21 protein-coding genes are annotated in these 23,483 nt (G+C 64.5%); 12 read left to right on the forward strand and 9 right to left on the reverse strand.

The window, feature by feature from the left end; translation table 11 throughout:
• The first annotated feature begins 56 nt into the window (after window positions 1-56).
• From I6F31_RS18945 to I6F31_RS18955, 3 genes are all read left to right on the forward strand, one after another.
• Complete coding sequence (locus I6F31_RS18945; RefSeq protein WP_057028975.1) at window positions 57-1,556, forward strand: leucyl aminopeptidase; 1,500 nt, start codon at window positions 57-59, stop codon at window positions 1,554-1,556.
• Window positions 1,557-1,562: 6 nt separating this feature from the next.
• Window positions 1,563-2,015 (forward strand): DNA polymerase III subunit chi, encoded by a 453-nt coding sequence (locus I6F31_RS18950; RefSeq protein WP_225133039.1) that lies wholly within the window; start codon window positions 1,563-1,565, stop codon window positions 2,013-2,015.
• Window positions 2,016-2,173: 158 nt separating this feature from the next.
• Window positions 2,174-2,656: a hypothetical protein gene (locus tag I6F31_RS18955; protein WP_081494469.1), complete on the forward strand. Its 483-nt coding sequence runs from the start codon at window positions 2,174-2,176 to the stop codon at window positions 2,654-2,656.
• A 39-nt stretch (window positions 2,657-2,695) separates the two neighbouring features.
• Here I6F31_RS18955 and I6F31_RS18960 read toward each other — a convergent pair whose 3' ends face one another.
• Entirely contained in the window at window positions 2,696-3,169 is a 474-nt protein-coding gene (locus I6F31_RS18960; protein ID WP_036000605.1) for a hypothetical protein, read from the reverse strand.
• Between the two features lie 23 nt (window positions 3,170-3,192).
• Entirely contained in the window at window positions 3,193-3,561 is a 369-nt protein-coding gene (locus tag I6F31_RS18965) for an antibiotic biosynthesis monooxygenase family protein (RefSeq protein ID WP_036000602.1), read from the reverse strand.
• A gap of 97 nt (window positions 3,562-3,658) precedes the next feature.
• Between I6F31_RS18965 and I6F31_RS18970 the strand changes: the two genes are divergently transcribed.
• Window positions 3,659-4,129, forward strand: coding sequence for a MarR family winged helix-turn-helix transcriptional regulator (locus I6F31_RS18970; RefSeq protein ID WP_036000600.1), 471 nt, complete (start codon window positions 3,659-3,661; stop codon window positions 4,127-4,129).
• A gap of 81 nt (window positions 4,130-4,210) precedes the next feature.
• Here I6F31_RS18970 and I6F31_RS18975 read toward each other — a convergent pair whose 3' ends face one another.
• Window positions 4,211-4,999, reverse strand: coding sequence for a class I SAM-dependent methyltransferase (locus tag I6F31_RS18975; protein ID WP_036000597.1), 789 nt, complete (start codon window positions 4,997-4,999; stop codon window positions 4,211-4,213).
• A gap of 146 nt (window positions 5,000-5,145) precedes the next feature.
• Window positions 5,146-6,129, reverse strand: a complete 984-nt coding sequence (locus I6F31_RS18980) for a helix-turn-helix domain-containing protein (RefSeq protein ID WP_225146657.1) — start codon at window positions 6,127-6,129, stop codon at window positions 5,146-5,148.
• Window positions 6,130-7,067: 938 nt separating this feature from the next.
• On the opposite strand from I6F31_RS18980, the gene I6F31_RS18985 reads away from it, so the two are divergent.
• The 4 genes from I6F31_RS18985 to I6F31_RS19000 all read left to right on the forward strand — a co-directional run bounded on the left by I6F31_RS18985 (window position 7,068) and on the right by I6F31_RS19000 (window position 11,385).
• A complete protein-coding gene (locus I6F31_RS18985) occupies window positions 7,068-9,044 on the forward strand; it encodes an alkyl sulfatase dimerization domain-containing protein (RefSeq protein ID WP_225185932.1) in 1,977 nt (658 codons plus the stop codon).
• Window positions 9,045-9,054: 10 nt separating this feature from the next.
• Window positions 9,055-9,324, forward strand: a complete 270-nt coding sequence (locus I6F31_RS18990) for a DUF3302 domain-containing protein (RefSeq protein WP_036000593.1) — start codon at window positions 9,055-9,057, stop codon at window positions 9,322-9,324.
• On the forward strand, window positions 9,325-10,353 hold the full coding sequence (locus tag I6F31_RS18995; protein ID WP_063824084.1) for a transporter: 1,029 nt from the start codon (window positions 9,325-9,327) through the stop codon (window positions 10,351-10,353). It abuts the gene before it with no gap.
• A gap of 66 nt (window positions 10,354-10,419) precedes the next feature.
• On the forward strand, window positions 10,420-11,385 hold the full coding sequence (locus tag I6F31_RS19000) for a tripartite tricarboxylate transporter substrate-binding protein (RefSeq protein WP_225185933.1): 966 nt from the start codon (window positions 10,420-10,422) through the stop codon (window positions 11,383-11,385).
• Between the two features lie 134 nt (window positions 11,386-11,519).
• Here I6F31_RS19000 and I6F31_RS19005 read toward each other — a convergent pair whose 3' ends face one another.
• The 3 genes from I6F31_RS19005 to I6F31_RS19015 form a co-directional block, all read right to left on the reverse strand.
• Entirely contained in the window at window positions 11,520-13,379 is a 1,860-nt protein-coding gene (locus I6F31_RS19005) for an ABC-F family ATP-binding cassette domain-containing protein (protein ID WP_225185934.1), read from the reverse strand.
• Between the two features lie 46 nt (window positions 13,380-13,425).
• On the reverse strand, window positions 13,426-13,599 hold the full coding sequence (locus I6F31_RS19010; protein WP_167361656.1) for a hypothetical protein: 174 nt from the start codon (window positions 13,597-13,599) through the stop codon (window positions 13,426-13,428).
• 213 nt (window positions 13,600-13,812) lie between these two features.
• Window positions 13,813-14,094: a sulfur globule protein precursor gene (locus I6F31_RS19015; protein ID WP_225140273.1), complete on the reverse strand. Its 282-nt coding sequence runs from the start codon at window positions 14,092-14,094 to the stop codon at window positions 13,813-13,815.
• Between the two features lie 304 nt (window positions 14,095-14,398).
• Between I6F31_RS19015 and ndk the strand changes: the two genes are divergently transcribed.
• From ndk to I6F31_RS19035, 4 genes are all read left to right on the forward strand, one after another.
• Window positions 14,399-14,821: a nucleoside-diphosphate kinase gene (ndk, locus tag I6F31_RS19020; RefSeq protein WP_036000620.1), complete on the forward strand. Its 423-nt coding sequence runs from the start codon at window positions 14,399-14,401 to the stop codon at window positions 14,819-14,821.
• A gap of 41 nt (window positions 14,822-14,862) precedes the next feature.
• Entirely contained in the window at window positions 14,863-15,723 is an 861-nt protein-coding gene (locus I6F31_RS19025) for a TerC family protein (protein WP_225185935.1), read from the forward strand.
• Between the two features lie 706 nt (window positions 15,724-16,429).
• Window positions 16,430-18,406 (forward strand): TonB-dependent siderophore receptor, encoded by a 1,977-nt coding sequence (locus I6F31_RS19030; protein ID WP_225185936.1) that lies wholly within the window; start codon window positions 16,430-16,432, stop codon window positions 18,404-18,406.
• Window positions 18,407-18,523: 117 nt separating this feature from the next.
• A complete protein-coding gene (locus I6F31_RS19035; protein WP_225146666.1) occupies window positions 18,524-19,648 on the forward strand; it encodes a PepSY-associated TM helix domain-containing protein in 1,125 nt (374 codons plus the stop codon).
• 4 nt (window positions 19,649-19,652) lie between these two features.
• Here I6F31_RS19035 and ppx read toward each other — a convergent pair whose 3' ends face one another.
• Together ppx and I6F31_RS19045 are read right to left on the reverse strand one after the other, a co-directional pair.
• Window positions 19,653-21,155 carry an exopolyphosphatase gene (gene ppx / locus I6F31_RS19040; protein WP_225185937.1) on the reverse strand — a complete coding sequence of 501 codons (1,503 nt, stop codon included), beginning with the start codon at window positions 21,153-21,155 and terminating at the stop codon, window positions 19,653-19,655.
• 15 nt (window positions 21,156-21,170) lie between these two features.
• Complete coding sequence (locus tag I6F31_RS19045) at window positions 21,171-23,360, reverse strand: RNA degradosome polyphosphate kinase (RefSeq protein WP_036000566.1); 2,190 nt, start codon at window positions 23,358-23,360, stop codon at window positions 21,171-21,173.
• Between the last annotated feature and the right edge of the window lie 123 nt (window positions 23,361-23,483).

Consider the following 23,483-nt stretch of genomic DNA (forward strand, 5'->3'; position numbering starts at 1 on the left):
GGTTGTGGCTGGAACGCCCGAACGACGAAAAGCCCCATCTTTTGGAGGAGTTATCCATGTCCGATGCCATCAAGGTCGGCTTTGTCCCGCTGTCTGCCGCCCCTCGTGGCATCCTGGTCGTGTTCTGCGACGACGGCCTGAAGCTCGGTCCGGCGACGGTCAAGGCCCTCGGCGGCGCTGCCGAGATTGTGAAGCGCGCGGCGGCTGCGGCCGCCTTCAAGGGCAAGAGTGGTGCTGCGCTGGACATTCTGGCGCCGGAGGGGGTGAAGGCGACCCGGCTGATCGTGATCGGCGCCGGCAAGGCGACCGGCCTCAAGGCCAACGATTTCCTCAAGTTCGGCGGTGTGGCGGCCAGCAAGCTGCCCGCCGGCACCAGCGCCATGACCATCCTGGCGGAGCTGCCGGGTGGCGCCCTGACCAGCGAGCAGGCGGTTGCGATCGCCTCGGGCCTGCGCTTACGCGCTTACAAGTTCGATCGCTACAAAACCAAGAAGAAGGACGGCGAGGAGGGCGGCGCGCGCGCCGACGTCTCGCTTGCGGTCGGCGATGCCGGTGCGGCGAAGAAAGCGTTCGCCGCGGCCGGCCATGTCGTCGACGGTGTGATCATCGCACGCGACTTCGTCAACGAGCCGCCGAACGTGCTTTTCCCGGAGGAGTTCGCCCGCAGAGCGGGTCAGCTCCGCAAGCTCGGCGTCAAGGTCGAGGTGCTCGACGTCAAGGCGATGCAGAAGCTCGGCATGGGCGCGCTGCTCGGCGTCGGCCAGGGCTCGGCGCGGCCGAGCCGCACCGTGATCATGCGCTGGGACGGCGCCAAGAAGGGCGAGGCCCCCGTCGCCTTCGTCGGCAAGGGCGTCTGCTTCGACACCGGCGGCATCTCGATCAAGCCGGCCGGCAGCATGGAGGACATGAAGGGCGACATGGGCGGCGCGGCCTGCGTCGTCGGTCTGATGCATGCGCTCGCCGCGCGCAAGGCGAAGGTCAACGCGGTCGGCGCCATCGGCCTCGTCGAGAACATGCCCGACGGCAACGCGCAGCGGCCGGGCGACATCGTCACCTCGATGTCCGGCCAGACCATCGAGATCATCAACACCGACGCCGAGGGCCGCCTCGTGCTCGCCGACGTGCTCTGGTACGTCGCCAAGAAGGTGAAGCCGAAATTCATGGTGGACCTTGCGACGCTGACCGGCGCCATCATGGTGGCGCTCGGCACCGAGCATGCCGGCATGTTCTCCAACAACGACGAACTGGCCGACCGGCTGCTCACGGCCGGCATCGAGAGCGGAGAGAAGGTCTGGCGCATGCCGCTCGGCCCGGAATACGACAAGCTGATCGATTCCCAGTTCGCCGACATGAAGAACACCGGCGGCCGCCATGGCGGCTCGATCACCGCCGCGCAGTTCCTGCAGCGCTTCGTTGACGGCGTGCCCTGGGCCCATCTCGACATCGCCGGCACCGCCATGGGCGCGCCGAAGACCGACATCAACCAGAGCTGGGGCAGCGGCTACGGCGTCCGCCTGCTGGACCGCCTGGTCGCCGACCATTACGAGCGCAAATGACCCGACATGACTGAAGTGCTGTTTTACCATCTGCAAAACATGACGGTGGAGAATGTGTTGCCGCCGCTTCTCGAGAAATCGCTCGAGCGCGGCTGGCGCGTCGTGGTGCAGTCGACCTCGGAGGAGCGCGCCGATGCGCTCGACTCGCACTTGTGGACCTATCGCGACGATTCATTCCTGCCGCACGCGACATGGCGGGTGAACGATGTGGCCGACCAGCCGATCGTGCTGGCGATCGAGGGCGGCAATCCCAACGGTGCCAATGTCCGCTTCCTGGTCGACAACGCCGCGCTGCCCGAGGACGCAGAGGGCTATGAGCGCATGGTGCTGCTGTTCAACGGCGACGATCCCGACGCGCTTGCGCTCGCCCGCAGCGCCTGGACGGATTGCAAGGCGCGGGGATTTGATGTCACCTATTGGCAGGCCGACGACCGCGGCCGGTGGCAGAAGCGCAATTAGCCGCAATTAATGATAATTTGCAGTTTTCGGGCGATGCTGGCTTCGGCCACCTTCATGCCGCAAAGGGATGTTGGGACAATCGCTTAGGGCTGGTCCTTCACGTGGGGAATTCGTTTATCGTGCGACATCAAAAGCTTCCCGGCTCGCTCTTGATTGCGTTGGCTGCCGTAGCACCGCTGGTCGCGGGCTGCGCGGGCGGGGCCGATTTGCTGTCGAAGGATGCCGAATGGTTCCAGAAACCCGGCCGCCTCTTCATCAAGAACATCTCGATCGAATCGCCGCCGCTGACCCCCGACAAGCCGGTGCGGGCTGAGGATCTCGTCAGCGCCGACGGCGCCTGTCCCGGCATGGCGCCGCCGCCCGGACCGGCCGATGCCAATGCCTCGACGACGCCCGCGCCGATCGGCGGCACGGTCGCGCTCGGCCACACCGAATGCGACGTGGTGCGCGGCATCGGCGCGCCCTCGACCGTCAACCTGTCCAACGACGCTGGCGGCCGCCGCGTCGCCGTCGTCACCTGGACCACCGGTCCGCGCGCCGGCATCTACACGTTCACCGCTGGACGTCTGTCCTCGATCGAAGGCAATCCGGACCCGCAGCCGGTGCCGAGGGCGGCCAAGGGGAAGAAGAAGCAGGCATAGGCGGGGATCACTTCCGCAGCAGTGAAAGAATCTTCGCACTCAGAGGATCGGCTTGGTGCTCAAGCGATCAGGCTCGCGAACGCGGAAACCGCCCTTCATCTTGAAGCCGTCACGCATATTGAGACCGAGCAGAACGATGTTCGTTGCTCCGGCGGCCAGTTCGAGAGCCTGCACGGCGTAGAACGCGGTGTCGAACTCCGCGGCCTTTGCCTTGTAGGCAAGAAACAACGCGGCGGGAATCAGAATCAGGATGCCGTTGCCGGCAATGAACGGCATGCGTCTGATCTTCGCACCGATCAGGCCGGCGCGCCGCTGCTTTGCCAGGACGAATCCCGAGCCTCCCGTCGCCGCAAGCATCGGAATGAGCAGCAGGAAGCCCCACGGTATGGCGGTCTTCACCATGGCTATGGTCTCGTGTGACGCAAACAGCTCGGTGAGAGCCGTGGAAAGCCAGAAAGTCGCAATGGTGATCAGTGCGACCGCTCCCGCGACTGGGTGGATGATCTTGGTCATGGGTCTGCCGTTTTCGAAGCGAGCTACGCGACGCAGATGCCGGGCACCGCGACTTTCTGGAACAGGTGCGGGGAGGCGACCGCGGATGCAGGGTAAGCCGAGATCTTCGACCTGAACTCGGGGTGCGTGAACGCAGCCCGGAAGTCGGCATTCGTCTGCCAAACTGCGTAGTTCAGATAGGTGGGGCTTTCGCCGATCGCGCGGTGAAGCTGGGTGGAGATGAAGCCGGGCTGCCGCTTCATGAAGGCGGCATCGTCCTGCCAGACCTGGAGAAAGCTTTGTTCGTCGGCCTTGTCGAGCGTGAACAGATTCACCAGTACCAAAGGGCCGGTGTCGATGCCGAGCTGACGCTCGATGGGAAAGTCGGGGTCCAGTGGGCGTAAGCGTGCCATGACGAACTCCGTCGAGATGGTTTTATGATGTCAATATGGTACTATATGCAATCTAGTAATTTGACATCATGATGTCAATAACTGTCTATGGTGACGGATGCGGAAATCCCAACGGACGCCGGCCGGCGATGCCCTGACGAACCTCATGCTTGACTTGTTCCGGCTGAACAGCCTGCTCCTGACCGCAGGGGACCGTTTGGTGGCCCCGCTCGGGCTCACCAGCGCCCGCTGGCAGATTCTCGGCGCCATCGTGCAGGCAGAGCGACCGCAGCCGGTAGCCTGGCTCGCCCGCGATCTCGGCGGCAATCGCCAGAACGTGCAGCGGATCGTCAACGACCTCCATGCGGAAGGCCTCGTTGCCTTCGAGGCCAATCCGCATCACCGCCGCGCACAGCTCGTCGTCCTCACCGACAAGGGGCGGCGCGCTTTCGACGCCGCCATGGCTTTGCAAATGCCGTGGGTCAACAGCCTTTCCGAAGGGCTTGCGGTCAAGGATCTGCAAACGGTTCATCGTATCGTCGCGGCACTCCGTAACAAGCTCGAGAGCGATGCCGAGCAGCAGACGTAGCCCTTGGGCGAACGGCAAGGTCGCGCGCAGGTTACATCGAATGCGATGTGTGGCTCCCGAACGCGGATGCAGTCCAGGTCATCAACCCGCTTTCCGGCCCTTGATCGCGGTCGCCGAGGCATGAAAGGTGATCGCGCCGGTCGCGCTTGCCGGCAGTCGCGCCTGGAGTCGACGTTTGAGCTCCGCACCCTCGGCCTCCGATAGCTTTCCCACGATGCCGGTCGGGCTGCTCACGACCATGGACAGCCAGTAGTCGTCGAAGTCAGAGAACGTTCGATCGACCACCAGTTCGCGGGTTTCGATATCGCGTAGACCGAGCTCCGCCCAGAGCGCCTTCAGCGCCTCGAAACGCGAGATCTCTGCACTCGGCGGGCGCGCTGCCGGAATGCCAAGCGCATCCAACTCCTCCCACAATGGTTGCGTGGGCGTGCCGCCGCGCAAAATATCCCAAGTGTAGGACGCGACCAGGCCGCCCGGCTTGGCGACGCGGACCATTTCCGCGGCGCCCTTGCGCGGATCGGGGACGAAGAACAACACCAGCGCCATCACCGCGATGTCGAAGCGGTTGGCCTCATAGGGCAGGGCCATCGCATCGCCGATCGAGAGCTCGACCTGCTTTGCCGCCAACTTTTCGCGCGCCGTTGCAATCTGCGCATCGGAGGGATCGATCGCGCAAACCGACGAAGGGGCACCTCTTGCAAGAAGGAGTTCGGTGAACGCGCCATTGCCGGCACCGACGTCCACCCAGGCTAGTCCCGGACGGGGCGCGAGCCAGTCGAGAAACAGGTTGCCGGCCGATCGGCTCCAGGGCGACATGAAGCGCTCGTAAGCCGCGCCGTCGGTGAATTTGATCGGTTCGGGCGATGACATCCGGGATCTCCTTGAAATTACCTATTCAAAATAAGAGCGCCTACCTCGTACCATGAAGCCGCACGATGTGCGACGTGCCTCGGCCAGCGGAAGCTTGAGCCCGAACAGGTGGAGCTCCGGACGTGCCATTCAGGTCCGGCCGGCTTTCAGCTCCGCATCGAATGTCTGTTCAACGTCTCGGACGGATTCTCGCCGAAAAGGACGCGATAATAGGCCGAGAACCTGCTGAAATCGGAGAAGCCCTGCCTGAAGGCAACCTCCGCCACGGTGACGCCGGTTGCAGCTCCGTGTTGCAGAAGCAGCCGCGCCTCGCACAACCGCTTCTGCCGAAGGTATCTCATTGGCGGAATGCCGAGGACTTCGTCGAAGGCTCTGTGCAGCGCGCGTCGGGACACGCGCAGATACGCGAGAAGCTCAGAGATGTGAATTGGAGCGTCGCCCGAAGCGTCGAGATACTCCTGCGCTCGTCTCACCAGCCGTTGCGGTGAAGAGACGAAGACGGCCGACTGTTCCGAGTTCGCAATCGCGTAGCACGCGCTTTCGATGATGGCCCGCTTCCAGTACTCCGCCTCGGACGGACCCAGTTTGCCAGCGCATCGGTCGAAGCCGGCCATGATGCTTCTCAGCACGCGGGCCGGAGCGTCGCCCGTTTCAGGGTTGGTGTGGAACGCGCTTCTTCCCAGCCATGCTGTCGGCTCGCTGAACCGGCTGTCGGGTCCGAAGAACCGAGCCATATCCTCCGTCGAGACAGAGATGGCGCCAAAGGAAACGCCCGCGACGTAGCGGCTTTGATGCTCCACGCCGGGAGACCAGATCCGAATGCCGCCGATCCCTCGCTGGGAGCTGCGTCGCCGATTGACCTGCGTCAGGAACCCGATCGTCACGCGGTCGTCGCTGTAGACGCCGCGCGAAATCACCCCGTGCGAGAACGTGCCAAACCCGAGCGATAGTCCGGCGACGCTCGCGTGCTTCAGATGTCCTTGCATGCGGCCGGGCTGGATCTGGATGATCTCTGCGCTGCTCGTGGGCGTCGCGGCGCGAAGTTGCTCGAACCCGTTGATCGTAATCTCGCGGCAACTGATCGTGCTGCCGCCACGGCCCTGATCGATGATCCCAACGACGCCCGGCATCTCTTGCACTCTGGCTCGGCACCCTAAGCTTCGCTTTCATTGCGACGAAAAAGCGGCGTGGGCAATTTGCCTCGAATTGCGCTCACAACATCCAGTTGAAAATCCTTCATTTTTCGACGGAAGGCGGCAAGGCGTCGCATCGGCACAAACTGCACATCACAGCGGGAGGGAGGTGAGCTATCCTAGATGTGCAACCGCTGCGAGATGAAGCCGAAAGGTCGCAAAGGAGGAGCAAGGGGAAGGAAGACGAGAGGCTGACATAGGCGCTCGCACGATCTGTGAGCCGATAAGAAAATTGGAGGGCCTGACAATGCCGACATTTCGCATGACGTTCGATCACGGGCCTGCCGTGAACTTCCTCCTGATCTTGGTAGCTATTTGCTGCGCCGTTCCGAGCGCAGTTCGAGCAGCGCCCTTGGCGCCTGACCCGTCAGCCTTCCAGTTCCAAGACGACCTCACACAGGTGCGTGCCGCTGTGCATCGCCGCGGCGCAGCGGTCGGACCACGCGGAGGGGCCGCGGTCCGCAGCGGCACGGCGGTCGTCGGGCCGCGCGGCAATGCCGCGGTGCGACGAACGACCGTTGTTCGGCCTGGCTATCATGGCGGTGGCGTACGTTGGGCGCGTCCTGGCTGGTACCGCTGGCCGGTCGGTGGCGCCATCGCAGCCGGTGCCGCGATCGGCTTCGTAACGGCAGCGACAGCAGCTGCTTGGGCCGGCGCGGCGCCGGCGCCCGGGATGTGCTGGTACTACACGGATCCGTCCCGCACCCAGGGCTTCTGGGACTATTGCCCCCAATAGATGGTTCAGGCCGACCCCCCGCATTGTGGGGGTCGCTTCATCGTCTCATTATCGGAGTGAAGCAATGATCTCTCGCGATGCGCGACAATCTCCAGCGACCCCCGACACTGCCTCCGCTGGCCCTGATAGACGCCAGCTCATGTTGGCCGGCTCTGCCCTAGCATGGCTCGGGTGGTCGCCTGGTGTCATTCCCGCCGCGGCCGCGCAATCCTCAACCGGCACACAACCCAAGCCTGCAACAGCCGCGACCAAGGCGGCCAACGATGCGCTCAGGAAGTACCTCAATTTCGATGACAAGGAAGACTTCGAGAACGCCGCGCGCGGCCTGATCGCCAAGCCCGAAACGCTGACAATCCGCGACGAGAAGGGCGGCATCGTCTGGGATCTGGAAACCTACAAGAAGTTCATCGATGTCGACAAGCCGGCGCCGGACACCGTGAATCCGAGCTTGTGGCGCAACGCGCAGCTCTGCATGCAGTATGGTCTGTTCAAGGTCCATGATCGCATTTTTCAGGTCCGCGGCTACGACCTCGCCAATGTCACTTTCGTCCAAGGTGAGACGGGGTGGATCATCCTCGACACCGGGAGCAATCTTGAGACGGGCAGGGCGGCCTACGACATCGTTAGCCAGCACCTCGGCAAGCGGCCCGTGCTGGCCGTGGTTTACAGCCACAGCCACGGTGACCATTTTGGTGGCGTGCGCGGTCTCGTCGACGAAGCGGATGTCAGGGCGGGCAAGGTGCAGATCTTCGCACCGCAGAACTTCACCGAGCATGCGATCAGCGAGTTCGTCATCGCCGGCAATGCGATGGGCCGCCGCGGCATCTACATGTACGGACCTCTGCTGGCCCGCAACGCCCAAGGCGGCGTCAACGCCGGTCTGGGCCAGACCATCGGGCACGGCAATTCGGGACTGATCCTACCCACACGGGAGATCAAAAAGACCGGCGAGGAGATCGTCATCGATGGCGTCCGGATGGTGTTCCAGCTGACGCCGGGCACGGAGGCGCCGGCCGAGATGAACACCTACCTGCCTCAGTTCCGCGCGATGTGGATGGCCGAGAACACCACCAACACGATGCACAACGTTCTCACCTTGCGCGGCGCGCAGGTCCGCAATGCCCTGAACTGGGCCAAGTACATCAACGAGACCATCGATCTCTACGGCGAGGGAACGGACGTCAAATTCCAGGCCCATCACTGGCCGATGTGGGGCAACGACAAGATCATCGCGTACTGGAAGAAGCAGCGCGACCTCTACAAATACATGCACGACCAGTCGGTGAGCCTGATGAACCGCGGCTACACCGGCGTCGAGATCTCCAACATCATCAAGCTGCCGCCCGAGCTCGACAAGGCCTGGTTCAACCGCGGCTATTACGGCTCGCTGAAGCACGACAGCCGCGCCGTGTACCAGTTCTACATGGGCTTCTATGACGGCAATCCGACAACCCTCGACCAATTGCCTCCTGAGGAAGCCGCGAAGAAGTACGTCGACTACATGGGTGGCGCCACCTCGGTGCTGCAGAAAGCCAAGGCGGACTTCGACAAGGGAGAATATCGCTGGGTCGCCGAGGCGCTGAAGCATGTGGTCTTCGCCGATTCCAACAACAAGGAGGCGAAGGAGCTTCTGGCCGACAGCTACGAGCAGATGGGCTATCAGGCGGAATCCGGGCCCTGGCGTTCGGTGTACCTGCAGGGCGCGCTGGAGCTTCGGCACGGGCTGCCGAGCGCCGGCAGCATCGACACCGCTGGTCCCGACACCATCAGGGTGATGCCGCCGGAAATGACCTTCGACTATCTGGCCGTGCAGCTCGACGCGCAGAAGGCGGCGGGCAAAAAGCTTTCGGTCACAATGGACTTCAGCGACCTGAGGGAAGCCTACGCTCTCGTCGTCGAGAACAGCGTGCTGAACTACTCGAAGAAGCCGGCGTCGACAGACGCGAAGCTGACGCTGAGCAAAGCCACATTCGACCGGATCCAGGCCGGCGAGATCACAGCGGACAAGGCTATCGCTTCCGGCGACATCAAGGTCGAAGGTCGAAAGGAGGCGGTGACTGAGTTCGTCGGCTTATTCGAGAAGCCGCCGTTCTGGTTCAACATCGTGACGCCGTGAGCTTCATGCCGTGAACGGACTCGATCTCCTCTCCTGGGTCGTCTTGACCATTCTGGTCGTTGTCATCGTTTTGGTGGTCTGGCTCCTGGGATCCTTGCCAGGTCACGTGGCCAGGCGGCGCGGGCACCCGTGGGCCGAGGCGGTGGGCGTCGCTCGCTGGATCACGCTGATCTTCGGCTTCGCGCGGTGGCCGATCGCGATGATCTGGGCCTATGTCGACGTGCCGGCGCGGCTACCGGCGGAGCCCAAGCCAATCCTCAACTACGTCGTTCCGTTCTGAATGGAGGGCACCATGAGAACAAAGGCATCATTCGCGGCTGTGGCGACCCTCGGATGGGCGATCATTTCGCTTCCATCCCAAGCCTTGGCGGACGCCGGCGGTGTCGGCTTCTGGCTCCCCGGCATCTTCGGCAGCCTGGCCGCCGCGCCGACGGTGCCGGGCTGGGCCTATGCTTCGATCTATCTGCACCTGCAGGCCGATGCGGGAGCCACCAAGAATTTCGTCACGAGCGGCGGAGCCAGCGGTTCCGTCGTCACCGGGCTGAACGCGCATGGCGATGCGCTCGCCATCGGCATCACCTACGTCTCACCGACTCCCGTGCTTGGCGGGCAAGCCGCGATCTCGTTGATCACTGCGCCCGGCAATGTCGGTGTCGGCATCGACGCCACGCTGACCGGCCCCGCCGGAAATGTCATTTCAGGGGGCAGAAGCGACAATCGGACCACGCTCTCGGATGTGTTCTACCAAGGCACGCTGAAATGGAATCAGGGCGTCCACAACGAGATGGTCTACATCACCAGCAATATCCCGAGCGGCACCTACGATCCGACCCGGCTCGCGAATCTCAATCTCGGCTTTGTCGCCTGGGATGCAGGAGCCGGCTACACCTACTTCGACCCGAAGACCGGCCATGAATTCTCGGTCGTCGGCGGACTGACCTACAGCCTGCCCAATCCGTATCTGCAGTATCAGAACGGCATCGACTTCCACGTGGACTGGGCGGCGTCACAATTTCTGGGCAAGCACTTTCAGATTGGCGTAGCCGGCTACTTCTACCAGCAGATCACCGATGATTCCGGTCCCGGTGCCAAGCTCGGAGGTTTTCGGGGACGCGCGATTGGTATCGGACCGCAGGTCGGCTTCATCATTCCGATGTCTGACGGCTACCAGGGATATCTGAACATCAAGGGCTACAAGGACGTGGAGGTCGAGAACCGCGCAAGCACTTGGAGCACATGGGTGACGTTCGCGGTTTCGGCGGCGCCACCAGAGCCGGCCTCGACAAAAACAGCGGCTCGCAAGCGCTGACCGTAATCCTTTGCCGCGCGCCCCGGAATGCGCTTTGATGGCGCAAACAACAATCCGGAGGAAACTATGCGGTTCATTGCCCTTGTATCGGCGCTTCTTCTGCCGCTCGGTGCGGCGTTCGCCCAGGACTATCCGACCCGGCCCATCACCATGCTGGTTCCATTCGCCGCGGGCGGGCCGACCGACACCATCGCGCGCCTGACCGCGGCCGGCATGGCGAAATCGCTGGGACAGCAGGTCATCGTCGAGAACGCGACCGGTGCCGGCGGCACCATCGGCACGACCCGCGCTGCGCGCGCCCAACCGGACGGCTACACGCTGCTGATCCATCACGTCGGCATCTCCACAGCGGCGACGCTCTACCGCAACCTCAGCTACGACACCAAGACGGCCTTTGCGCCGATCGGGCTCGTGACCAACGCGCCGATGACCATCATTGCGCGGCCCGATTTCCCGGCCAACACGCTCAAGGAGCTCGTCGCCTACGCCCAGCAGCAGGGCGACAAGCTGACCTACGCCAACGCCGGCCTGGGTGCGGCCTCCCATCTGTGCGGCATGCTGTTCATGACCGCGATCCAGAAGCAGCTCACCACGGTGCCCTACAAGGGCAACGGCCCGATCATGAACGACCTGCTCGGCAAGCAGATCGATCTCACCTGCGACCAGGCGACCAACACCACCGGGCCGATCACGGCCAAGCAGGTCAAGGCCTACGCGATCACCACCAAGGAGCGGCTGAAGAGCCTGCCCGATCTGCCGACGGCCGACGAGGCCGGCCTCAAAGGCTTCGAGCTCGGTGTCTGGCACGGCATCTATGCGCCCAAGGGAACGCCGCCGGCGGTCGTTCAGAAGCTGACCGCGGCGCTGCAGACCGCGCTCAGAGATCCTGCGCTGATCGCCCGATTCAACGACATCAACACCGAGCCGGTCCCGCAGGACAAGGCGACGCCGGAGGCGTTGGGTGCGATGCTGGCGAGCGAGATCGACCGCTGGGCGCCGATCATCAAGGCGGCCGGGCAATACGCGGATTGAGTTATGGCGCCCCGCTGGGCTTGCCGGCCGAGCGGGCAAAAAGCAACTCCTTCAAAGGCTAGTTCGCCGGTGCCATCATGCCGGTACTGTGCATGGGGTTGTTTTGCACGTTTGGTTGGAGTGCGGTGGAGACGTTAGCCCGCCGCCTCGTCGAACTGCGCGCTCGCCTCGAGCCATTGCTCCTCGGCGCGTGCCAGCGCGTCGGCGGCATTGGCACGCGCCTTGGACAGCTGCGCCGCCTGCTTGGGATCGCGCGTGAAAATGTCGGGCAGGGCCAGCGCCGTGTCGATCTTGGCGATGATCTCGCTCACGCGGGCGATCTCGGCCTCGGCTTCGGCGATGCGCTTCTTCAGCGAGCCGCGATTGTCCGCTTTCGGCCGCTGCGGCTTCTCAGGCGGCGCACTGCGCTCGCGCGGGGCTTCCGCGTTGCGCGTGGACAGCACCAGGCGGCGATACTCGTCGAGGTCGCCGTCGTAATTGGTCACGGTGCGATCGGCCACGATCCACAGCCGATCGGCGCAGGCCTCGATCAGGTAGCGATCGTGCGAGACCATGATCACCGCGCCGGGAAACTCGTTGATCGCTTCTGCAAGCGCGCCGCGGCTGTCGATGTCGAGATGGTTGGTCGGCTCGTCCAGGATGATCATGTTGGGGCCGAAGAAGGTCGCAAGGCCCAGGAGAAGGCGCGCCTTCTCGCCTCCTGACAATTTGCCGGCCTTGGTATCGGCCGCCTTGCCGGAGAAGCCGATCGCGCCGGCGCGCGCCCGCACCTTGGCTTCGGGCGCATCGCCCATCAGCTTGCGGACGTGGTCGTAGGCGGAGGCGTCCTCGTTGAGCTCGTCGAGCTGGTGCTGCGCGAAATAGGCGATCGACAGCTTGTCCGCGCGCGTCACCTTGCCCGAGAACGGCGCGAGCCGTCCGGCGAGCAGTTTTACAAGCGTCGACTTGCCGTTGCCGTTGGCGCCGAGCAGCGCGATGCGGTCGTCGTTGTCGATGCGCAAGGTGACGCGGCCCAGCACCGGGCTCGCCGGGTCGTAGCCGACCGAAGCGTTGTCGACGGCGATGATCGGTGGCGACAAGATCTTCTCCGGTGCCGGGAAGCTGATCTCGCGCACGTCCTCGGTGACCAGCGCCGTGATCGGCTTCAGCCGCTCCAGCATCTTGACGCGAGACTGTGCCTGTCGGGCTTTCGAGGCCTTGGCCTTGAAGCGAGCGACGAAGGACTGCAGGCGGGCGCGCTCGGCCTCCTGGCGCTTGACCGCCTTGGCGTCGAGCAGCTCGCGCGCGGCGCGCTGCTCCTCGAACGAGGAGTAGCTGCCCTTGTAGAGCGTGAGCTTGCCGCGCTCCAGGTGCAGGATCTGGTCGACCGAGCTTTCCAGGAGGTCGCGGTCGTGGCTGATCACGATCACCGTGCGCGGATAATGCGCAAGGTGATCCTCCAGCCACAGCGTGCCTTCGAGGTCGAGATAGTTGGTGGGCTCGTCGAGCAGCAGAAGGTCGGGCGCCGCGAACAGCGTTGCGGCGAGCGCGACGCGCATGCGCCAGCCGCCGGAGAACTCGGCGCAGGGGCGGAGCTGATCGGCGGCGGAGAAGCCGAGGCCGGAGAGGATCGCCGCCGCGCGGCTCGGCGCCGAGTGCGCGTCGATGTCGACGAGGCGGGTCTGGATCTCGGCGATGCGGTGCGGATCGGTCGCGTGCTCGGCCTCGGTCAGCAGCGCGTCGCGTTCGAGGTCGGCCTTGAGCACGACCGCGATCAGGCTTTCGGGACCGTTCGGCGCTTCCTGCGCCAGGCTGCCGATGCGCCAGCGCGGCGGCAGGGTCACCGAGCCGTGCTCGGCCGCAAGCTCGCCGCGGATCACCTTGAACAGCGTCGACTTGCCGGTGCCGTTGCGTCCGACCAGGCCGACGCGCGATCCGGGCGTGATCTGCACGGAACTCTGGTCGATCAAAAGGCGTCCGGCGAGGCGGATGGAGAGGTCGGTGATGGCGAGCATGCGGCCTTGTCACCGCAAGGCGCGGCGAACGCAACTCGTTTTTGCGTTAGTGCGTCTCGCGCTCGCGCCGCTGCAGCTCGTTCAGGAGCTGCTCGAGATGGGTCGGAAGGCGCGGCTCGGGCCGGAGGCTCTGCTGCAGCCGTTCGCCCACGGCATCGCAAATCGAGCGGCTGGTGCGCCGGTCGATCTGTTCGCTGTCATTGGCAAAAAGCCCAGCCATCGCAAGGTTCCGTGTTCTCGAAGTAAAGACACGGTACCAAGTCATTGCCGGCGAAATGGTTTCGCTGGCTTTGGGGAAAGCCGGGTATTCTCGTAAAAATTGTATGAGCGGCGCTTTGTACGCTCAAGGCAAAGCCCCGGCGAGGGGGGCGCCGGGGCTTCTCTTGGAAGGTACCTGGGGGGCTTAGGTAGCCTTCGGAAGGTGCTGACGGATTCAGTAGCAGCGGTTGATCAGCCGCCAGCGGGGTCCCCAGGGGGTCGGGACCAGCCGGCGCACATAGCAGCCGCCATAACCGTAGGAGACGGGACCGCCGGCGTAGAAGCGCGGTCCGCCCCAGCCATGGCCGTGGTGATGGCCGTGGTGATGGTGCGCGTGCCCGTGGTGCCGGCCACCGCCATGCCCGCCGCCTTGCCAATGAGCGGAGGCCGAGGTCGGCGCCAGCGCAGCTCCCAGCGCGGCTGCGGCGACAGCGGCAAGCGAAAGTTTCCTCAACATGGTTATCTCCTGAAGACTGCCAGCGCGGGGCTATCGCGCCGATGGAAAGGCCGCCGAAACGGTCGCCTGAGGTCAGGCTTCGGTTTCGATGGGCCCAACCTTACGCCGGGGAAGCTGAACCGGATCCTGACAGCGGTTTCAGATTGGGTTCATCTGGGTGAAATTGTCGTCATCCAGCGGATCGGGAGCCATCCCCTCGCGGAAACCGCCTATGAGGCTGTTCCGCGGTCGCTTGCCGTCCGGCAAAGGCGCCGATATAAGCCCCGCAACCCCGAACCCCCGCTTTCTCCCCAAGGACAAGATCATGGCCATCGAACGCACTTTCTCGATCATCAAGCCCGACGCGACCGAGCGTAATTTGACCGGCGCAGTCAACGCCGTGATCGAGAAGGCGGGCCTGCGCATCGTCGCGCAGAAGCGCATCCGCATGACCAAGGAGCAGGCCGAGACCTTCTATGCCGTCCACAAGGCGCGCCCCTTCTTCGGCGAGCTCGTCGAATTCATGACCTCCGGCCCGGTCGTGGTTCAGGTCCTGGAAGGCGAGGGCGCGATCGCCAAGTACCGCGAGGTGATGGGCGCGACCGATCCGTCCAAGGCTGCCGAGGGCACCGTGCGCAAGCTCTACGCCAAGTCGATCGGCGAGAACTCGGTGCACGGTTCGGATGCGCCGGAGACCGCCGCGATCGAGATCGCGCAGTTCTTCTCGGGTAACGAGATCGTCGGCTGATCCAGTCGGCAGACTAGAGGCGACCGGCGAAGGGACTCATTGTGGACTGGCTCTGGCAGATCTTCGATCCCGCTACGATCGGGACCTTCTTTACCCAGTTCCGCAACGAGATGGCCGCACCGACTTTCTGGATCGCGGTCGGCAAGATCATCTGGATCAACATCCTGCTCTCCGGCGACAACGCGCTGGTGATTGCGCTCGCGTGCCGCGGTCTGTCGCCGCGGCATCGGCTCTGGGGCATGATCTTCGGCGCCGGCGCAGCGGTGATGCTCCGGATCATCTTCACCGGCGTCGTCGCTACCCTGATGGAGCTGCCGTACCTCAAGCTGCTCGGCGGCCTTGCGCTGATCGTGATCGCGGCAAAGCTCCTGGTGCCGGAGAACGAGGACGAGAACGACGTCGACGCTGCCGCGCATCTGTGGCACGCCATCCAGATCGTCGTGGTGGCCGACATCGTCATGAGTCTCGATAACGTCATTGCTGTCGCTGCCGCGGCCAATGGCAGCGTGCCGCTGCTGATCCTCGGCCTTACCATCAGCGTGCCGCTGATCGTCGCCGGCGCCGCGCTGATCATGGCACTGCTCACAAAGCTCCCGGTGCTGGTCTGGGCCGGTGCGGCGCTGCTCGGCTGGATCGCGGGCGAGGTGATGGCGACCGATCCCGGGGTCACGCCGCGGCTGCACGCGCTGTTCGAGGGGCCGTTCGGCGCCTCGCTCGACGCCATGCTCGGGGTCTCGCGCATCCCGCCGCAATTCGGTCATGACGGGGCCGGCGGCGAGTATTTCTGTGCTGTGATCGGAGTCGTCGTCGTGCTGGTGGTCGGCACCATCTGGCGCCGGCGCAGTCTCACCGCGGCTGCCCTCGAATCCTCCGAACGGCACGCCAAGGCCTCCACGGAGTGACGTTGAAGCGCTGATCGGTGCGGCCGCCCCTCCAGCGATGAGAGGCGTCCACATCACTGAGGCCGCTTCCCGCGTTGGCAGGACGCGAGCGATCACCGGCCACGGGTTCGGCCGAGTCCTCCCATCATTGCATTCGTATGACCGGCGCGCATCACGCTTCGCGAAAGCTCGCGTCGCGCGCGCGTGCGCGCGGGCGTTGCGTGGAGAGTGGTCGTTCGCAACCCTCACGCGATTTAGACCTTGTCTTATTATAAACTACTAAGATTCAAGGGTGCTTTCGTTGACTCGACGAGGGTTCCCACGGCACCTCACCCCGACGTTCATGTTCATGAAATCGGAAGGTGCGATGTCGTCGAAAGTGTTTTGTCGTCCTGTTGCCGTTCTTGCCGCTCGCATCAAGACGCTTCTGACGTGCGCCAGCCCGAGAGCCCTCGCGGTTTCCGTGGTCTCCATTGCCTTGTGCAGCGACGGCGTCCTGCACGCCAGCAGCGCGCAGAGCGCTGCGCCCCAGGCCGCGGGGGGAAGCACGTTGCCGGCGGTGACCGTCACCGCAGACGCGCCGAAGCCGCGCGCGCGTTCACGAGCCAATCCAGTCAGGAGGGCGGGCCGCGGCGCGCCCGCGAACGAGCGGGCTAAATTGCAGGCGGAAGCGACCCCGACGGCTGCGAGGCCCGGTGCACTGCCGCGGACTTACGCAGGCGGGCAGGTGGCACGTGGAGGCCAGGTCGGTTTGCTCGGCAACAAGGATTTCATGGATACGCCCTTCAACATCACAAGCTACACGGCGAAGAAGATCGAAGATCAACAGGCCGTCACCGTCGCCGATGTCGTCACCAACGATCCCTCAGTCCGCTTGGGGAGCCAACCCGGCGGCATTTTCGATTCTTTCTTCATCCGCGGTTTTCCGATCGGGGAGGGCAATGTCGGAGAAATCGCCTTCAACGGCGTCTACGGCGTTGCACCGAACTACCGCGTGTTCACCGATTACGTCGAACGCATCGAGATCATCAAGGGCCCGACGGCGCTGCTCTACGGCATGGCGCCGAACAGTAGTGTCGGCGGCACCATCAACATCGTGCCGAAGCGTGCCGGGGACATCGATCTCACGCGCGTCACGACCGACTACGCGTCGAACACCCAGCTCGGCACACATCTCGACGTGAGCCGGCGGTTCGGTGAAAATCGCGAATTCGGTATTCGCGTCAATGGCAGCTATCACAACGGCGATACGCCGTTGGACAACCAGACGCGGGAGGCGCATGTCGGCTCTGCAGCCTTCGACTATCGCGGCGAGAAGTTCAGGGCCTCGCTCGATTTCATCGAGCAGGAGGAAAAGTTCGACGCGCCGACGAGACCGTTCCTGGTCGCAACCGGCGTGGCCGTTCCGACCGCGCCGGTCGGACGGCGCAATGTCACCCAGGCCTGGGAATTCGCCAAGGTTCACGACAATTCGCTTCTGGCGCGCGCCGAGTACGATGTGACTGACGCCGTGACGGTGTTTGCAGATGTCGGAGGCGGCAGGACCCAGGTCGACCGTCTGTTCGGGACGCCAACGATCCTGAATGCGGCCGGCAACACCACGTCGACCCCGGGACGGTTCAAGTTCGACATCGACAGGAACGTGGCCGACGTCGGCGTGCGGGCCCGGATCGAGACTGGCGCGATCAGTCATGCCGTGAGCTTGCAGGGGAGCTACTACGGGGATGAGATCTCGCGGGGCTCGGTGAACGGCACGGCAGTGTCGTCCAACATCTATGCGCCGATCGCCCGTCCCCAGCAGTTCGTTGCGGCTCCCGCGACCGTGCCGCGGCTGTCGGACACCGAGCTGACCGGCATTGCGCTGGCGGACACCATGTCGGTTCTCCAGGAGCGGCTTCAGCTGACGGTCGGCGTGAGGCAGCAGGGCGTTAGGTCGAACAACTACAACACCACCACGGGCGCCGTGAGCTCGGCCTATGACCAGACGGCGTTCACACCGATGGTCGGCGTGGTCGTCAAGCCCTGGAGCAACGTTTCGCTCTACGCCAACTATATCGAAGGGCTCAGCAAGGGCGACACCGCGCCGACGACGGCCGCAAATCAGGGCGAGGTCCTTGCGCCGTATTTGAGCAAGCAGAAGGAAGCAGGCGTCAAGGTCGATTTCGGCACGCTCGCGACCACGATCAGCCTGTTCGAGATCACCAAGCCGTCGGGGCAGACGGGTGCCGGCAACGTCTTCCGGGCTGATCAGGAGCAGCGCAATCGCGGCGTGGAATTCACCGTGTTTGGAGAAGTGCAGCCGGGCATTCGCGTTCTTGGCGGCGTGACATTGATCGATGCGGAGCTGACGAAGACGAGCACGCTGGCCAATTTCGGCAAGACGCCGATCGGAGTGCCCGAGGTGCAGGCCAATCTGTCCGCCGAATGGGACACCCCGTTCGCACCAGGGCTGACATTGGTCGCCAACACCATCTATACCGGGCACCAATATCTGAATGGGGCAAACACGCAGGTTGTTCCGGCCTGGACGAGGCTCGATCTGGGCGCGCGCTACACCACGCGCATCAACAACCGGCCAGTGACGGTTCGGGCCCTGGTCCAGAATGTGTTCGACACCAACTACTGGGCTGGCGTCGCGAGCTTCTCTGCGCTAGCGCAAGGCTCGCCCCGAACCCTGCTCTTGTCGATGTCGACCGACTTCTGAGCTTTGGCCTCCTCGGGCCGGCTGCGGAGCTGGATCAGGCGCAGACGACGGGTGCTCTGAATGGACCAAACAATCAGGGCGCCACGTCGAGGCGGCTCGGCGCCCGCCCGATCCAGGATGATGCCCGGACGCGTGCAGCGCGCGCTGCTGTGGGTGCACCGTTGGTTCGGATTGATCGGCGGCATCGTCGTGGTGCTGATCGGCCTGACTGGAAGCTTCATCGTCTTCTACCGGGAGATCGATGTCGCCCTGAATCCGGCGCTCTATGCGCCCGCCGGTCCGGAGCAGAGCGTCACGTTAGCGGAGGTGATGCACGCCGCCGCGGCAGCGGATCCCGCGCCGATCGCGACGATCCTGGCGCCAGACCGGACCTGGCCGGTCTGGATCGTGATCCATTCGCACGAGACCACGCCAGGCAGCTACCCGAACCGGTGGACGACTATGGTCGATCCTTCCAACGGCAAGGTGCTCGGGCAGCGTGACTACGCCAACGCGTTCGCGCTCAAGGTTTACCGTCTCCATTTCACGCTGCTGCTCTACGAGTTCTGGGGCAAGGAACTGGTCGGCGTGGCCGGGTTCGTGCTGCTCGGCTTGGCGGTCTCGGGTCTCTTCCTTTGGTGGCCGAAGCCGGGGCGATTTTGGCGATCGATCTCGGTGCGCAAGAACGTCTCGCTGCTTCGATTTGTTCTGGACCTTCACGGTGCGGCAGGCTTTTGGGCGCTGGCCGTGCTCTTGTTGATCTCGATCACCGGCGTCGGCATCGTTTTTCCCGACCTGGTGCGGCCCATCGTCGGCCTCGTGTCGCAGCCGACGCCTGATCGCTCGCCGCGAGTCGAAATGCCGCCTCCGGCAGGGACGCCGGTGCTCTCACCTGACGCGATCATGCGACGCGCGCAAGAGGTCAAGCCCGGTGCGACGGTCGCCATGCTCAATCCGCCGACCGCAACGCGCAACACCTGGCGGGTGCAATTCCGTCCTGATGGAGCTGATCCCGCGGTGCGGTCGCGTGGAGCGATCTGGCTCGATCCGTGGAGCGGCGCTGTGGTGCACGACCGCACGCCGGGCACCATGTCGATGGGGGATCGCTATCTGGCCGAGCAGCTCTGGCTCCACAATGGCGCGACGTTCGGATTCGCAGGACGCCTACTGGTGTTCGCGGCCGGCTTCGCACCGCTAGTCCTCTTCGTCAGCGGCGCGATGATGTGGCTCAAGAGACGGCCCGGGAGGATGAGGCCCGGCTGAGAGGTCAGCGCCTGACGATTGAACCGGCGCGGCCAACCAGGCGGGCGAGCTGACGGAAGCGGCTGCCGACGCGGTCGGCGACGAGGTCGCCGAGCCGGTGCTCGAACACCAGCATCAATTTGCGGCCCTGGCTGCGGAAATGCGTGGCTGGCAGGACGCCGGGACGTGCGGCCGAGATCAGATGCGCAACGCGGAACGCAGCGCCCAGGAGGCGCGCGCGTTCGAGCTGGGCCGGCGTCAGCAGCTCCTGCGTGGTGACCGGCGGCTGGTTTTCCTCGCTGAGGCCGGCATAGCGATAGAACACCGACAGGCCGACGAAGGCGCGTTCGGTGTGGGTGATCGCGCCGAAATTGCCGTTGACGACGAGGCTGAGCGTCTGCTCGCCGCGATGATCGGGATGCACGCGCCAGCCGATGTCGGAGAGCAGGCACGCGGTGTGGCGGAGGCGGCGGTCCACTTCCGTCTCGCGCAGCTTGACGACGCGCACCAAGCGGTCGGTCCAGGCAATCAGCTCGCGCGCGTGCCTGGCCGAACGCGACAGCAGCTGGTTCAGCTCCTCCGCCGCGCAGATCAGCCCGTCCTTGTTGCGTTCGGTCTCGGGCAGCTTCTCGTGCAGCAGGCCCTCGCGCACGCCGAAGGTGGAGAACACGATGTTCTTTGGCTTCGCGACGCGGATGATGTGCTCGAGCACCAGCGCCGCATAGGTGAGGAGAGGGCGCCGCGCATCGGCGACGATCTCGATGTCGGCAAGCATGTCGGCGGCGGCGAGGCGCCGCAGGCGGCGCGAGAAGTCGAGCGCCTCGGCAGCCGGAATGGAATAGCCGTGCATCACCTGGAGCGGATAGCCGCTCTGGATGATGTGGATGCGCGCGAGCGCGCGCCAGGTGCCGCCGACGGCATAGAAGGTGCGACCGCGGCCGGCAGTGAGTAACTGGACCCCGTCGATCTCCTCGCGCACGATGCGGTCGGCGCGCTTGAGCGATTTGTGGGCGAGGTCCTGCAGTGCGAGGCCGCCGAGCGGCAGCGTCACGCCGCTGCGTACGGCGTTCCTGCGCACGTCGATCAGCTCGAGCGAGCCGCCGCCGAGGTCGCCGACGATGCCGTCTGGATGGTGGATGCCGGAGATCACGCCGAGCGCGGACAGTCGTGCTTCGCGCGAGCCCGACAGGATCTCGATCTTCACCGCGCAGATCCGCTCGGCCCTGGCGATGAAATCGGGGCCGTTGGAGGCGTCGCGGCATGCGGCGGTCGCGATCGCGAACACGCGTCCGACCTTCATCACCCGGCACAGCGCGCGAAACCGTTTCAGCGAGCTCAGCGCCTTGTCGATGGCGTCGGGCGCGAGCAGGCCCGTGCTCTGCACCTCGCGCCCGAGGCCGCACAGCGTCTTCTCGTTGAAGATCGGGATCAGGCTGCGCGCCAGCGCCTCGTAGACGACGAGGCGGACCGAGTTGGAGCCTATGTCGATAACCGCGACGCTCGAGCCGCGCTTGCGCGGCCGCTTCACGTCGCAAACCCCCGATCAGGATTGATGACGTTCGTTCCGGCGCGTGAGACGACGCGGCGAGGATTCCTTGAGCGACTTTCCACGGCCAGACAGACTCGGATTCGTCATGAAGTAGTTGTGGACGTTGAAAGGCTCCTCGCCCTTCGCGGTCTTCATACGCGTTGAAGACCCATCCGGCAACAACTGCCAGCTCTGCTCATTGTCCTTCAGGTTCGCGACCATGATCTGTTCGAGAACCTGCTGATGCACCGTCGGATTTTGCAGCGGACACAGCACCTCGACGCGGCGGTCAAGGTTGCGCGGCATCATGTCGGCGGACGAGATATACACAGCCGCTTTCGCGCTCGGCAGTCCCTGGCCCATGCCGAAGCAGTAGATTCGGCCATGTTCCAGGAAGCGGCCGATGATCGACTTGACGCGGATGTTCTCCGACAGACCGGGAATGCCGGGCCTGAGGCAGCAGATGCCGCGCACCACGAGCTCGACCTGGACACCGGCCTGCGAGGCCTCGTAGAGCGCGTCGATGATATCAGGATCGACCAGCGCGTTCATCTTCATCCAGACCGCGCCGGGACGGCCATGCCGCGCATGTGCGGTCTCGCCCTGGATGTGCTCGATGATGCGCTTGCGCAAGGTCAGCGGCGACACCGCCATCTTTTCCAGATCGCTCGGCGCGGCATAGCCGGTGATGAAATTGAACACGCGCGCGGCATCGCGGCCGATCGTCGGGTCCGAGGTGAAGTAGGAGAGATCGGTGTAGATGCGCGCGGTGACCGGGTGATAATTGCCGGTGCCGGTATGGACGTAGGTCGTCAGGCTGCCGCCCTCGCGGCGCACCACCATCGAGAGCTTCGCGTGCGTCTTCAATTCGAGGAAGCCGTAGACGACCTGCACGCCGGCGCGTTCGAGATCGCGTGCCCAGCGGATGTTGGCTTCTTCGTCGAACCGCGCTTTCAGCTCGATCAGCGCGGTGACTGATTTGCCGGCTTCGGCCGCTTCGGCCAGCGCGCGCACGATCGGTGAATTGTTGGAGGTGCGGTAGAGCGTCTGCTTGATCGCAACGACGTCGGGGTCGCGCGTGGCCTGCTGCAGGAATTGCACCACCACGTCGAACGATTCGTAGGGATGGTGGACGATCAGGTCCTTCTGCCGGATCGCGGCGAAGATGTCGCCGCCATGCTCGCGCACGCGTTCGGGGTGGCGCGGCACGTAAGGGGTGAATTCGAGGTCGGGCCGGTCGAGGCGGGTGAGCTGCGAGAGCTCGTTCATCGCCTGCACGCCGTCGACCAGGAAGATCTCGTCGTCGGCGGCGGAGAGCGCGTGCTGCACGAAGCTGCGCAGCTGCTCCGGCATCTTGGCGTCGATCTCGAGCCGGATCACCGATCCGCGGCGGCGGCGCTTCAGTGCGGTCTCGAACAGGCGGACGAGATCTTCGGCCTCCTCCTCGATTTCGAGCTCGGAGTCGCGGATGATCCGGAAGGCGCCTTGGCCGTGCAGATTGTAGCCGGGGAACAGGCGGTTGATGAACAGGGCGGTGGCCTGCTCCAGCGAGATCAGGCGCACCGTGCCATCCGCCGGCAGGCGGATGAAGCGGTCGATCTTGCCGGGCATGCGGATCAGCGCGTTCATCTGCTTGCCGTCGGCGGCGCGCGTGAGCTGCAGCGCGATGGTGAAGCCGAGGCTCGGAATGAACGGGAAGGGGTGGGCCGGATCGATCGCCAGCGGGGTCAGGAGAGGGAACACGTTGTGGAGGAAGTAGTCCTCGATCCAGGTTCGTTCCGCCTTTGTGACGTCCTTGCCGTCGACCAGCACGATGCCGACCTCGGCCAACGTGGCGCGCAGGTCGCGCCAGATCGCCTGCTGGTCGGAGGCGAGCTGGGAGACGGTGCGGTTGATCAGCGCGAGCTGTTCGGACGGCGTCAGGCCGTCGGGGCTGCGCTCGGCGATGCCCTCGCGGACTTGGGCCTTGATGCCGGCGACGCGAACCATGAAGAACTCGTCGAGGTTATTGGCCGAAATCGACAGGAATCGCACCCGCTCCAGCACGGGGTGGCTGGGATTGACTGATTCCTCCAGGACGCGGCGATTGAAATGCAGCCAGGACAGCTCGCGATTGATGAACCGCTCGGGACTGGACGCGATCGCCGGAAGGCTCTCGGTTTCCGGGGCTTTCTCTTTCGTTTCAACAGCTTGCGCAGAGTCCATCAGAAGTCGGTCCATCCAGTTCACCCCAATTGCGACTCAAGCGCAAAAATCGGCGGGAGCATGTGTTAGAGCCATGACGTTTCGATGACATTGATGTTCCGCCCCTGCGCCGCGTCAAGCGGA

The organism is Bradyrhizobium sp. NBAIM01 (assembly GCF_020194115.1).
In the GTDB taxonomy this organism is placed as follows: domain Bacteria; phylum Pseudomonadota; class Alphaproteobacteria; order Rhizobiales; family Xanthobacteraceae; genus Bradyrhizobium; species Bradyrhizobium yuanmingense.